The following is a 13,421-nucleotide window of genomic DNA, read 5'->3' as shown; positions in this document are numbered from 1 at the left end:
TAGGACGCTCCCTCGCGTGAGCGATGACACGCGACTACGCGTCATCTGGTCTTGGAACTTGTACTGCCGCGATTATGCCAGCACCGAAGTTCTCTTGCATTTGTGACTACCGTGGTTCACCTTAGCGAACCACTTATCCATGCTCCACCCTGCCGAGGCTTTTGTGGGGCGCTTGTGGCCAGACTCACGTCGGGCCGTGGGGCCGGTCATGAACCGGCCCCACTTGGGGACGCGCTTAGGCCGTGGCCAGCACGTCTTCGACGTAGGCGAGCAGCGTCCGGACAGTGCAGCCGGTGCCTTGCTTGGGCGTGTAGCCGTAGGGGCTGCCGTTGTTGAAGGACGGGCCGGCGATGTCCACGTGTGCCCAGGGGATTTGCTTGCCCTCTGTGTCCTTGCCGACGAACTCGCGCAAGAAAACGGCCGCGGTCATCATTCCGCCGTGGCGTTCGCCGATGTTGGCGATGTCCGCCACTTGCGAATCGAGGCTTGCCCTCAGTTCTTCCGGCAGCGGCATTGGCCAGACGAGCTCGCCTGCCCGGTCGGCGGCGGACTTGAGCGCGCCGGTGACAGTATCCGAGCCCATGACGCCTGCAGTACGGTCGCCGAGGGCGATCAACTGTGCACCGGTGAGCGTTGCGACGTCGATGATGGCATCAGGCTGTTCGAGGCTAGCCGCGACCAGGCCGTCGGCCATGACCAGGCGTCCCTCGGCGTCTGTGTTGAGGACCTCAACCGTCTTGCCCCCGTAGACCGTGAGGACATCCGCCGGGCGCTGTGCCGCGCCGGAAGGCATGTTCTCGGCGATGCAGAGCCACGCGGTCACCTTGGCGGGCAACCCGAGTCCCGCGACGGCCAAGACAGTATTAAGTACGACGGCGGCGCCCGCCATATCGCTCTTCATGTCGCCCATGCCGAGCGCCGGCTTGATCGAAATGCCGCCAGTGTCGAAGGTGATGCCCTTGCCCACGAGCGCGATCTTCTTGGTGGCCTTCGCCGGCGCGTACTCCACCTTGACCAGGCGCGGTTGGCGGGTTGAACCCTTTCCGACGCCCAGGATTCCGCCGAAGCCGTCTTTCTCAAGGCGCTTCTCGTCCCACACGGTCACCTTGACCGGGAGTCCCTTGGACAGTTCTTTGGCAGCTTCGGCAAAGGACTCCGGGTAAAGGTGGCTTGGCGGCTGGTTGACCAGCGTACGGGTCGCGTTGACCGCACGTCCCACGAGCAACGCCCGGTCAAGCGAGGTCTGGACTTCCTTGCCGTCAAGGGCAGTGTGGATCAGGACCTTGCCGACCGGATCCTTGAGGCCGTCCCTGATGGAGCGGTGCTCGGTGTAGGAATAGGAACCGAGTACGGCCCCTTCGGCTACAGCTGCGACATCGGCGAGGGACGCCGTCGGGAGGGCGAGCGTCACGGAGGACAGGCCAGCCAGTTGGCGGACGGCGGATCCCGCGGCGCGGCGCAGGGCTTCCTCAGCGAGGGGAGCGTCGTTGGCCACTTTGCCGACGCCTGCCAGGACAAGAACGCCTGAGCCGGTCTCCGGAAGACCTGGCAGACGGTGAACCTGATCGGCTGCTCCCGTGATGCCCAGGAGTCCCAGCGAGGCTGTGAGGGATTCCGCAGCCTTGGCGCTCAGCGGGTTCCCGAGCAGAACCGGTCCGTCAGGACCCTGCCCGATGCCTATCACGAGTGCGTCGCTGGGCGACTTTTTCAGGTCCTTGGCGATGGTGCCAAGGGTGATGTCTGTAGTCTTCACCACGAGGATCGGTCCTCATTTCTCTCTGCATGGATTGGCCGGGCTGCATGTTAGGCGCCCGGCCCTGGTACCCGTCGGTTGTCCGCTTGTGACAACGTTTGTGGTTGCTTCGGCCCGCATATGGCGGCACGTCTCGATCGTAGTCTGTCTGTTGCGCCGGATAGCAATTAAATGAGAGTTGCAGCACACAAGCTGACAGGAATGCGTAGCCTGTCCGGGGCGTTGTACCAATACATGGAGCATGGGCGGCCGCCGAAGGCGTTTGCCGCGGTGTGCAGCCGCCTGCTCCTCCTAGAATTTGCAACTGCGAAAGGAACACGCCGTGTTTGAACGGATTTCCGGCTCACTCCTTGACCCTGAGTCGCTGTACGCGAGCAACACCGAGCTCTTCCACAGCCACGAGATCAGGGGGCTCAACATGCTGATGGGCTTCACGGGATTTGCCGATGCCGGGCACGTGGTCCACCAGATCAACCGGGAACTGCTGGACACCCTTGAGGTCGAAACCGTTGCCGTCTTCGATGCCGACCAGCTCATTGACTACCGCACGCGCCGTCCCCACATCAGCTTCGTCGAGGACCATCTGGAGGATTACAAGGCCCCTCAGTTGGCGCTTTACATGCTGAAGGACGGTCTGGGCGAGCCGTTCTTGCTGCTTGCCGGTTTTGAACCGGACCTCCAGTGGGAGCGGTTCTCGCGCGCCGTCGTCGGGATCGTGGAAAAACTCGAGGTCAACCTGGTTACGTGGATCCACTCGATCCCCATGCCGGTTCCGCACACCAGGCCGGTGGGCGTCACGGTGCACGGCAACCGCCCGGAACTCATCGAAGGGATCTCAACGTGGAAGCCTACTGTCGACGTTCCTTCGGCCATTGGCCACATTCTTGAACTGCGGCTGAGTGAAGCCGGGCGCAAGGTGGCCGGTTACGTCATCCACGTTCCGCACTACCTCGCCGATGCGGAGTACCCGCCAGCTGCGGTCGCAGGTCTTGAATACCTGGGTGCGGCGACGTCCCTGATGCTGCCCACGGACCGTCTCCGTGAGGCCGGCAGGGAAGTGGGCCGGCAGATCGCAGAACAGGTGGAGGCATCCGAGGACGTCCAGCAGGTGGTTTCGAAACTGGAATCCCGCTATGACGACAAAGCCGAGGGGACCGTCCGTCGATCCCTGCTCGCTGACGAGAACGACGAGTTGCCCAACGCGGAGGACTTGGGCGCTGCGGTTGAGGCGTACCTCGCACGTAAAGATGCGCGACCATAAAGCAGCTTTAATGCAGCCCCGGGCATAATGGAAGGGTGAACGCACCCCGCGCCTGGCTCATATGGACGATCGGGGTGCTCGCCTATCTGGTGGCAGTGGCCCAGCGCACATCTTTTGGTGTGTCCGGACTTGAAGCGACTGAGCGATTCCATGCCAGCGCGGCCGCTATTTCCTTCTTCACCGTGCTGCAATTGCTCGTCTACGCAGGCCTCCAGATACCGGTCGGGCTGCTTGTTGACCGTTTCGGTTCCCGCGCCATGATTGCCAGCGGGGCCGTGCTCATGGGGCTCGGCCAACTCCAGCTGGCTTATGCCGAGACTGTTCCGGGCGGCGTGCTCGGCCGGGTGCTCGTCGGCGCAGGCGACGCCATGACCTTCGTCTCCGTGATCCGCCTCGTGCCGATCTGGTTCGCGCCGGCCCGGGTTCCGCTCGTCACCCAACTGACCGGAATGTCGGGCCAGCTCGGCCAACTCATCAGTGTGGTGCCCTTCGCGCTGGTCCTTCATTCCGCGGGCTGGAATACTGCCTTCCTGGCCCTGAGTTCCCTGTCGGCGCTCGCCGTCGTCCTTGTCCTCGCCTTGCTCAGGGACGTGCCGCCCGGTCATCCGCCCCGGGAGAGCGCCCAAGGGCTGCGCGCCACAGGTGTGACCCTGGCGCGTGCGTGGCGGCAGCCCGGGACACGCTTGGGGCTCTGGTGCCACTTCACTGTCCAGTTCAGCGGTAACGTCTTCGCCATGTCCTGGGGCTACCCGTTTCTGGTGTCGGCGCAGGGCCTGGACGCGGCCACCGTGTCAGCCCTGATGGGACTTTTCGTGGTCACCAGCATTCTGGTAGGGCCTCTGTTTGGAACCTTCGTGGCCAGGCACCCGATGCGGCGCTCGGCCATGGTCCTCCTGATTACGGCGGCAACCGCACTTGCCTGGGGCGCGGTTCTGCTGCTGCCAAACCGGGCGCCCTTATGGTTGCTCGCCTTATTGGTGGTCGCTCTGGCTATCGGTGGCCCCGGGTCCATGATCGGCTTTGATTTTGCCCGGACATTCAATCCTTCCCACAGGATCGGTACTGCCACGGGCATCGTCAACGTGGGCGGCTTCGTTGCGGCGCTCCTGACGATCTACTTGGTGGGGCTCATCCTCGACATTCTCCACACCAGCGGTTTCTCAGGTGGGGAGCTGTACGGCCTGGCGTCCTTCCGCATCGCATTGAGCGTGCAATTCCTGTTCCTTCTTGTGGGTACCGTCTTGATCGTCATGACCCGCCGCAAGGTGCGCCGCCAGATGGCGGCGCAGGGGGTGCACGTTCCACCGCTCCTCGTGTCATTGGCAAATCAGCGCCGGCGCCGCGTGGAATTGCGACGCGTACGGCTCGCGAAGCAGCGAACCTCAGCGAGATAGCCTGCTTCCGCCGTGGCTTCCTTTCGCGGTGGCCCGCCTTTCGTCGGGAGGCGTCGTAGTGCAGACAGCGGAAGTGTTCCTCCACAGGCAGTCGCTGGAACCTTTGTCCACATAGGGCAAATGAGGCCTGCCGTCGCCGCCTATTGCTGCCGATGCTGGATTCATGACAGCAGACAACCGTGTAACCATCTCCCGGCCCGAGGACATTCTGGGCTTCATTCCCCACGCATTGGGGCACTGGCCAAAGGAGAGTCTCGTGGCCATCACTTTGCGCGGCCAGACGCTAGGCGCCACCCTGCGAGTGGACCTTCCGCCGGACAGATCCGAAAGGGTGCTCGCAGTGTACTCACGGAGGATCGCCGAATACTTGGAAGCGGACCATGACGCCGACGGAGCACTCTTGGCATTTTTCAGCGACGACGGCTGGGAAGATGGAGGCATTGTGCGGGGCAACGTGCCGCTGCTGGAGGCACTGGAACTCGTCCTGGCCCGCCGCGGCCGAGCGCTCCGGGACGCCTGGTTTATTGGTTCCGAGTACTGGCGCAGCGCGTTCTGTACCGACGTCTCGTGTTGCCCTATCCCTGGGCGTCCAGTGGACCAGATCCTCGACAGCAGGCTCAACGCCGAAATGGTTTTCAGGGGGAGCAGCGTCAGGGAGTCACCCCGGTTGCTGGGGCCGGAGGACGAACCGGCCGTTGATCCGGAGTTCTTGGGTGCGGAAGCCGCCACCCTTGAGGAGATGCTTCGAAGGTGGCAAAGCAAAAAGACGTTCGAAGAAATGCTGGATGTGTGGATACGGGTCCTCGACTCCGGTCTTCCCGAAGAAATCGACCTTGAGGCTGCGGCGTTCCTCCGGGCGAGCCTGCGGGTCCCGGCGTGGCGCGACGCCGTAGTGGTCCTGGCGGCTGCAGGGCAAGGCGTCGCCCGCGGCGGTGCGGAGGCCTTCCGCTTCTTTTCTCCCGAGGGCGATGACGAAGAAGCCTTGCTCATTCCGCCTGGACTTCGTCCCCTCCCGCAAGCAAAAGGGACGTCTCCGGCAGTAGGGAAATCCCCTGCAGCAGGGAAGTCGCCAGCCGGAGGGACGGCACCAAGAGGGAAGCCTCCGAGGACCGCGGCTGCTGATATCAACGCCTTGCGGTATGGGGACGTGCTGCTGGGACTCTACCCGGATAACCCGGACTGGGAACGGCTGTCCGCCTTGGACCGGGTTCTGGCGAGGCTCTCGCGGCGCGGCGGTGGCGAGGGACGCGCTGCCGCGCTCACGATCCGAGGGTGGATTCAATGGTGCCAGGGGAGCGGTTCGTTCGCCGACGAGTTCTTTTCGCGAGCGGACGCCGAACAACAGGGCTATCGACTCGCAGAACTACTTGCGGAGGTGGTGCGGCGCGGCACCGTGTGCGGCTGGGCGAAAAGCAAGACCTCAGCGTGGCGGAAGTTCGGTGGGGAGGCTGCGTGACGAGAAGCCGTGACGTCGTGCTGCTACGTGAAGACAGGACCCGACCTGAAGACAGGCATCCGACCTGTAGACGCCGGGGCGTGTCACCGCGGGAAATCCGCCGACGCGTAATTGTCCGCAAGGTGGCCGATATCGACCTCCGGAATACAAAACCGTGAGACAATGGTTGCCGAGACCCGGTTGGGTCCGTGTTTCAAGTGCCCTAAATGTCCCTGAACCTAGGGAACATTTAGGCGTCGTCGGGAGTTGTATCTAAAGACTCTGCGGTCGGCGATGGCATTTGATGTTCATCGCGGACTTGACAGGGTCATAGTGGTGTTGCCCCCATGGTGATTCCACAGACCGCCGCTAGAAAGGTTTTCTGTGACCCCGTCTTCCGCCGAGAAGGAACCCGCCGCCCAGGCCGAACTGTCCGCCGAAGAAAAGAAGGCGGCTACAGTTGCGAAGCGTGCGGCAACGCGTGCTGCCAATGCTTCAACTGCAGGTGCAGAGAAGCCGGCACCCAAGAAGCGCGGGCCCAAGCCCGGCGCCAAGGCCGCTGCCGAAGCAGCCAACAAGTCCGCCGGCGCCGACGAGGACTCCGAAGAAGTCGAGGATTTTGACGCCGTCGTTCCCGATGAAGCAGAGCTCACCGAGGAAGTCGAAGAAGGCGAAGACGGCAAGAAGCCTGCCGCAACAGGTTCCGGTTTTGTCTACTCGGATGCCGATGACGACGACGCTCCTGTCCAGCAAGTTATGTCTGCCGGCGCAACCGCCGACCCCGTCAAGGATTACCTGAAGCAGATCGGTAAGGTCGCCCTCCTGAACGCGGAACAGGAAGTCGACCTTGCGCTCCGCATTGAAGCCGGCCTCTTCGCGGAGGAGAAGGTCAACGCTGATGACGGTTCCATGGACCCGAAGCTCAAGCGTGAGCTCGAGTTCATCATCCACGACGGCAAGCGCGCCAAGAACCATCTCCTCGAAGCCAACCTTCGCCTTGTGGTCTCCCTTGCCAAGCGCTACACCGGCCGGGGGATGCTGTTCCTGGACCTCATCCAGGAAGGAAACCTGGGCCTGATCCGTGCAGTGGAAAAGTTCGACTACACCAAGGGCTTCAAGTTCTCCACCTACGCCACCTGGTGGATCCGCCAGGCCATCACCCGCGCCATGGCGGACCAGGCCCGCACCATCCGCATCCCGGTGCACATGGTTGAAGTCATCAACAAGCTGGCACGCGTTCAGCGCCAAATGCTGCAGGATCTCGGACGCGAACCCACGCCTGAGGAACTGGCCCTCGAACTGGACATGACGCCCGAGAAGGTTGTGGAAGTCCAGAAGTACGGTCGCGAGCCCATCTCGCTGCACACCCCGCTTGGCGAGGACGGCGACTCCGAGTTCGGCGACCTCATCGAAGACTCCGAAGCCGTGGTACCGGCGGATGCCGTGAGCTTCACCTTGCTCCAGGAGCAGCTGCACTCGGTACTCGATACCCTGTCCGAGCGTGAAGCAGGCGTGGTCGCGATGCGCTTCGGCCTCACCGACGGCCAGCCGAAGACTTTAGACGAAATCGGCAAGGTCTATGGAGTCACCCGCGAACGCATCCGTCAGATCGAATCCAAGACGATGTCCAAGCTGCGCCACCCCTCACGGTCGCAGGTTCTGCGGGACTACCTCGACTAAAGCAACGGACGCCCTGCCCTAAGCGGTGCAAGGCTTCCGCGAAAATGGACCCTCGGATGATCTTCCGGGGGTCCATTTTCTTGTCCTAACGCTTGTTTCGTTCGAGTGCTTGGCCGAGGATCCTCGTCCCTTCCGGGAAGGCGGACGGGTTGGGGCCGGCATAGTTGAGCCGGATGAACGGACCTGCAGGTTCAGCCGGGAACCACTCGTTGCCGACGGCGATCATCACCCCCGCACTCTCGCAATCCAGGGTCAGCCTTTCGAGGTCGGTCCCGTCAGGCAGGCGTGCCCAGACGTTCAGCCCTCCCTTGGGGATCTGGCTGATGTGGGCTTGCGGGGCGTGTTCGCGCAGGCTCGTGATCAGAAGGTCGCGGCGGGATTGAAGCTGATGGCGAAGGCTGCGCAGATGCGTCTGCCAGGCCGGCTGCGTGACGACATCGAGTGCTGCAGCCTGGAGCAACCCGCTGACATACATTGACTCTGCGGCCCGGTCTGCAAGGATGCGTTCGCGGGCCGGGCCGCGTGCGATGACGGCAGCAACACGGATGGCCGGGGAAACGCTTTTCGTGAGGGAGCGCAGATAGACGACATGCCCGGAATCGTCACGTGCGGCGATAGGCATGGGAGCCGAAGTGATGCCGAAATCGTGCGCCCAGTCGTCCTCCACCAGGAACGCGCCGTTCGCGCGCACCACGTCCAGAACCTGCTCGCCTCGTCGGGCGGGCCATTGCGCTCCGGTGGGGTTCGCGTAATTCGGTTGTGCGTAAAACAGGCGTGCGCCGGTCTCCTCAAAGGCCCCGGCCAATTCTTCCGGGTCGGGCCCATCGGGCCCGCTAGGCACCGGAACAATGCGGACTCCCGCTTGCGTCGCGGCCAGAATGGCTCCCCAGTAGCTCGGGGATTCCATCAGCAGTGGCTGCCCGTGGCCCACCAACGCACTAAATATCGAGCTGAGACCGCCTTGGCTTCCTGGCAGCACGATGACGTCGCTCGGCGTTGGCGGGGTGAGCCCTGCCTGGGTCGCGGAGCCTAGTTCGTGCGCGAACCAGGACTGCAACTCGGGAAGCCCCGCCGCGGGTGGTCGAGACAACGCCGCGTCTCCCCGGGCAGCCCGGGTGAGCGCGGCCCGCACAAGGCGCTCCGGAAGGAGTTCACGGTCCGGGTAGCCGGAGTGGAAAGCAATGACATCGTTCGAGGTGCTGCGCATCGTTGTGGAGGCCGAGCGGGGAGGTGCCTGCGGTGCGCGCAGCGCCGAAGTCTGCCAGCCGTAATCCGACGGCCGCGCAGTCCGGACGGCCCGCACAAAGGTCCCGACGCCGGGCCTGCTCTCAATCAAGCCCTGGGAAGTGAGCGCTTGCAGGGCCTTCTGCACCGTCACGGGGCTGGCCTGGTACTCGGCAACCAGCGACCGCGTGGACGGCAGCCGGGATCCCGGCGCCGCCCCCGCGATCCATTCGCGCAGTCGCGTCACAATCCGGGAACTGCTATCGTGGTTCATGAGAGACAATAGTAGCGCTACTACGCTAATTCGCCCAGTGATACCGTTCCTTCCGGCCACAGGCCTTTGGTGGAGCCTTCTGGGAGTAGCGGCGTTCTCGTTCACTGTTCCCTTCACCCGAGTAGCGGTTGCTGGCCTGTCACCCCTGTTCATCGGCTCGGGTCGTGCCGTCGTCGCAGGGGTTCTCGCGATGTGTGCCCTTTCGCTCACCAAGCAGCGACTTCCTCGGGGCAAGCAATGGGCGCGGCTCGCGGTGGTCGCTGCCGGGATTGTTGTCGGCTTCCCGTTGCTCACCTCATTCGCCCTCATGACGACGCCGGCCAGTCACGGTGCCGTCGTCATCGCTTTATTGCCGGCCGCGACGGCAACCGCGGCAGTGCTGCGCGGAGGTGAGCACCCGCCGATCGCTTTCTGGCTGGTCACAGCCGTGGGAGCCATTGCGGCCATTGCATTCGCCCTATCGCAGGCAGGTCACCCAGCGCAGTCCGGCGGGCCCGGGCAGCTGAACTGGGCGGACTTGCTGCTCCTCGGTGCCGTCATTGCTGCTCCTCGGTGCCGTCATTGCCGCGGCTATCGGTTACGCCGAAGGGGGCCTGCTCGCACGCGAACTGGGCGCATGGCAGACCGTATCCTGGGCGCTCGTGCTGGCATTGCCGTTGATGGCCGGCCTGACGGCGGTCTCCATGGCCCAGCAGCCACCGTCAGCTTCACCGGTTCAGTGGGCTGCTTTTGCCTACCTCGGAATCGTTAGCATGTTGCTCGGCTTCTTCGCCTGGTACCGGGGTCTCGCCATTGGACCCATGGCCAAGGCCAGCCAGATACAACTCGTCCAACCCTTGCTGAGCATCTGTTGGGCAGGATTGCTGCTCGGCGAAACCCTGGGCTGGACCACAATCGTCGGTGGAATCGCCGTCATCCTTTGCGCCGGCGTCGCCGTCCGCGTCCGGCTCAATCCGCAGCCTGCGAACCAGAATCGCTAACGGCCAACGGACATCAAGATCCCCCTACTCCGAAGAAGAAGAACCCCATGTACATTCCAGCGCACTTCCAAGCCGGCACCGACGCCATCCATGAGCTCCTCATGCGGCCGGTCGCTGGGAACTTAGTCACCATGACCCAGCGAGGCCTGCTCGCCAGTTTCGTGCCCTTCGTCTACGATCCTTCGATCGGCGAACACGGCGCGTTGCACGGACACCTCGCCAGAACCAACACGCAATGGTCCGAGCCGGCGATCGGAGAATCACTTGTCATCATCCAAGGTGCGGATGCCTATGTCTCGCCTTCGTGGTACGCCTCCAAAGCCGAACACGGACGTGTCGTCCCGACGTGGAACTACTCCACAGCCCACGTCTACGGAACGCTCGCCGTCCATGACGACGTGGCGTGGCTCGGCAACCAGGTCCGGCGGCTGACCGGGCTCAACGAAGCCCCCTTTGAGCGACCGTGGTCCGTGGACGATGCGCCGGAGCGTTACGTCGCGGGTCAATTGCGAGCCATCGTTGGCGTCGAATTATTGATCACGAGGATCGAAGCCAAAGCCAAACTTAGCCAAAACCGACCTGACACGGACATTGACGGCGTGATTGCTGGCCTTCAGGCGCGCGGGCAAGCAGAGGCCTCCGCCGACGTCGCGCGAGCCAGGCAGGAAAGACCACGCCCGGTCGCCGGCTTCGCGTAGGGCACGGAGACAGTTTCCCTGTTAATCGGCGCTTCCTCTATGCCGCCACTGAGTTAACGCAGCAAGGTTAATGCAGCGAGGCCCCTCCGTCCGGAGGGGCCTCGCAATCTCTGTGAAATTTTGTCAACCGGGCGGGCCTGTGGCCGGCCATGGATGGCTAGTCGGCCAGGACGGGTTCCTTCTCCTGAAGGCGACCCGTTTCGTCATGCCAGTCCGAGGTCATCGGCCGCAGCGTGGCCTCTATTGCACGTGCGTGGTGGCCGCAGAAGAGCAGCTCACCGCCGGAGGACTCGAGTACAACGCGGACATATGCCTGGGCTCCGCAACGGTCGCACCGGTCGAGTGCATTGAGTGTGCGGTCTGCAACTGCTGTTGTCATGTTCGGCCTCCTTAGTAGTTCTGTGTATCCATATAACCAGCATTCGAAGCGAAACCATGGCAAGGATGGGTCACGTTCGCTGTCCGCGTATCACATGTGCGTAACACTGGGAAGTGGCGTCCGGCACGATTGGGAGTGGCAGCACCCGTCTTTGCTTCGGGGCGACTAGCCTAGGAGAAGCCTTATTTGCGTCTGTTACACCCCGAAGGAGCGCCCCGCCCGTGGCACCGAGTTCTGAATACAACGCCCGGCACCTATCAGTCCTGGAAGGCCTCGAAGCGGTCCGCAAGCGTCCGGGCATGTACATCGGCTCCACCGACTCCCGCGGCCTCATGCATTGCCTGTGGGAGATCATCGACAACTCAGTCGACGAAGCGCTGGCGGGCTTCGGCCACGACATCCAAATCATCCTGCACGCTGACAATTCGGTGGAAATCCACGACGACGGCCGCGGCATCCCCGTTGACTTGGAACCCAAGACCGGGCTGACCGGCGTCGAGGTCGTCTTCACCAAACTGCACGCCGGAGGAAAGTTTGGTGGCGGCTCCTACACGGCTTCGGGTGGTTTGCACGGCGTTGGCGCGTCCGTTGTGAATGCGCTCTCTGCCCGTCTTGACGTGCAGGTGGATCGCGGCGGCAAGACCTACCAGATGTCGTTCCGCCGGGGGGAACCCGGACGGTTCAAGGACACCGGCTCCAAGCCCAGCCCGACGTCGGTCTTTGAACCGTTCGTCGAAGGCTCGGTGCTCGACGTCGTCGGCAAAGCTAAACGGGGTGTCACCGGCACCCGCATCCGGTACTGGGCGGACCGTCAGATCTTCACCCCGGACGCGAAGTTCTCGCACGAGGACCTCGCTGCCCGCGCCCGCCAAACCTCCTTCCTTGTTCCGGGCCTCAAGCTCACCGTGCGCGATGAGCGCCGCCTCCCCGGCACGCCCGGTGAGGACGGCCCGCACGAAGAGGTCTTCCACCACGACGGCGGCATTTCCGAGTTTGTCGACTTCCTCGCCGCGGATTCGGGTGTCACTGATATTTGGCGGCTCCACGGTGCGGGCAAGTTCAAGGAAACCGTCCCCGTCCTTGACGAGAATGGGCACAGCAAGATCGCCGAAGTGGAGCGCGAATGTGAAGTTGACGTCGCGCTGCGTTGGGGGATCGGCTACGAGACCACCATGCGGAGCTTCGTCAACATCATCGCCACGCCCAAGGGTGGCACGCACCAGGCCGGCTTCGAGCAGGCACTCTTGAAGACCTTCCGCAAGGCCGTGGAAACGAACTCACGCAAACTCAAAGCGGGCAACGACAAGATCGAGAAGGACGACGTGCTGGCCGGCCTGACGGCCGTGCTGACTGTCCGCCTGGCAGAGCCGCAGTTCGAGGGCCAGACCAAGGAAATCCTGGGCACGTCGGCGGTCAGGGCGATCGTTGCCAAGGTGGTGGAAGACGAGATCACGGCGCGCCTGAACTCGGCGAACCGCAATGACAAAGCCCAGTCCACGTTGCTGCTCGAGAAAATCGTCAGCGAGATGAAGTCCCGCATTTCGGCCCGCGTCCACAAGGAAACGCAGCGCCGGAAGAATGCACTGGAAACGTCGTCGATGCCAACCAAGCTGGCTGATTGCCGCACGGACGACGTCGGACGCTCCGAGTTGTTCATCGTGGAAGGTGACTCCGCCCTTGGTACCGCCAAGCTTGCACGGTCCTCGGACTTCCAGGCGCTCTTGCCCATCCGTGGCAAGATCCTGAACGTGCAGAAAGCCTCGGTGGGGGACATGCTCTCCAACGCAGAGTGCGCCGCCCTCATCCAGGTGGTGGGTGCAGGGTCGGGCCGGAGCTTCGACATCGACGCCGCCCGGTACGGCAAAGTGATCCTGATGACCGATGCAGACGTCGACGGCGCCCACATCCGCACGCTCCTGCTCACCTTGTTCTTCCGGTACATGCGTCCGATGATCGACGAGGGCCGGGTGTACGCGGCGGTACCGCCCTTGCACCGGGTGGAGGTCATCAACGCGGGCCAGAAAGCCAACGAGATGATCTACACGTACTCGGAGGCCGAACTGCACGTCCTGCTGGCAAGGCTCGCCAAGGAAGGCAAGCGCTACAAGGAACCGATCCAGCGCTACAAGGGCCTGGGCGAGATGGATGCCGAGCAGCTTGCCGAGACCACCATGGATCCGCGCCACCGCACCCTCCGCAAGGTGGGGATTGAGAATGCCAAGATGGCGGAGGACACCTTTGACCTGTTGATGGGTTCCGACGTCGCCCCGCGCAAGGACTTCATCATCGCGGGCGCCGCAGACCTGGACCGGGAACGCATCGACGCCTGATGCCCGATTCAGG

The 13,421-nt window shown here is 63.4% G+C and carries 9 protein-coding genes and 1 pseudogene; 7 read left to right on the top strand and 3 right to left on the bottom strand.

Annotation, left to right across the window (positions count from 1 at the left end; translation table 11 throughout):
• Positions 1–235: 235 nt before the first annotated feature.
• A complete protein-coding gene (locus tag OOZ51_RS08885; protein WP_265978999.1) occupies positions 236–1,756 on the bottom strand; it encodes a leucyl aminopeptidase in 1,521 nt (506 codons plus the stop codon).
• Positions 1,757–2,075: 319 nt separating this feature from the next.
• On the opposite strand from OOZ51_RS08885, the gene OOZ51_RS08880 reads away from it, so the two are divergent.
• The 4 genes from OOZ51_RS08880 to OOZ51_RS08865 all read left to right on the top strand — a co-directional run bounded on the left by OOZ51_RS08880 (position 2,076) and on the right by OOZ51_RS08865 (position 7,523).
• Positions 2,076–3,014 (top strand): proteasome assembly chaperone family protein, encoded by a 939-nt coding sequence (locus tag OOZ51_RS08880; protein ID WP_265978998.1) that lies wholly within the window; start codon positions 2,076–2,078, stop codon positions 3,012–3,014.
• A 35-nt stretch (positions 3,015–3,049) separates the two neighbouring features.
• A complete protein-coding gene (locus OOZ51_RS08875; protein WP_265978997.1) occupies positions 3,050–4,408 on the top strand; it encodes an MFS transporter in 1,359 nt (452 codons plus the stop codon).
• Between the two features lie 163 nt (positions 4,409–4,571).
• Entirely contained in the window at positions 4,572–5,864 is a 1,293-nt protein-coding gene (locus tag OOZ51_RS08870) for a DUF4192 family protein (protein ID WP_265978996.1), read from the top strand.
• A gap of 363 nt (positions 5,865–6,227) precedes the next feature.
• Positions 6,228–7,523: an RNA polymerase sigma factor gene (locus OOZ51_RS08865; protein WP_265978995.1), complete on the top strand. Its 1,296-nt coding sequence runs from the start codon at positions 6,228–6,230 to the stop codon at positions 7,521–7,523.
• 85 nt (positions 7,524–7,608) lie between these two features.
• Here the strand turns inward: OOZ51_RS08865 and OOZ51_RS08860 are convergent, their stop codons facing one another.
• Entirely contained in the window at positions 7,609–9,021 is a 1,413-nt protein-coding gene (locus OOZ51_RS08860) for an aminotransferase-like domain-containing protein (RefSeq protein ID WP_265978994.1), read from the bottom strand.
• On the opposite strand from OOZ51_RS08860, the pseudogene OOZ51_RS08855 reads away from it, so the two are divergent.
• A pseudogene (locus OOZ51_RS08855) lies at positions 9,020–10,001 on the top strand (DMT family transporter). The gene OOZ51_RS08860 and the pseudogene OOZ51_RS08855 sit on opposite strands and share 2 nt — an antisense overlap.
• Before the next feature lie 47 nt (positions 10,002–10,048).
• Positions 10,049–10,699, top strand: a complete 651-nt coding sequence (locus OOZ51_RS08850; protein WP_265978993.1) for an FMN-binding negative transcriptional regulator — start codon at positions 10,049–10,051, stop codon at positions 10,697–10,699.
• A gap of 157 nt (positions 10,700–10,856) precedes the next feature.
• On the opposite strand, the gene OOZ51_RS08845 is transcribed toward OOZ51_RS08850, so the two are convergent.
• Positions 10,857–11,078, bottom strand: a complete 222-nt coding sequence (locus OOZ51_RS08845; protein WP_265978992.1) for a DUF7455 domain-containing protein — start codon at positions 11,076–11,078, stop codon at positions 10,857–10,859.
• Positions 11,079–11,299: 221 nt separating this feature from the next.
• Here OOZ51_RS08845 and OOZ51_RS08840 point away from each other — a divergent pair, with 221 nt between their 5' ends.
• On the top strand, positions 11,300–13,408 hold the full coding sequence (locus OOZ51_RS08840; RefSeq protein ID WP_265978990.1) for a DNA gyrase/topoisomerase IV subunit B: 2,109 nt from the start codon (positions 11,300–11,302) through the stop codon (positions 13,406–13,408).
• The last annotated feature ends 13 nt before the right edge of the window (positions 13,409–13,421 follow it).

This window comes from Arthrobacter rhizophilus, from assembly GCF_026241105.1.
Taxonomy (GTDB): Bacteria; Actinomycetota; Actinomycetes; order Actinomycetales; family Micrococcaceae; genus Arthrobacter.
The sequence above is the reverse complement of the archived record's forward strand: the minus strand, read 5'-3'. Positions and strand labels throughout refer to the sequence as shown.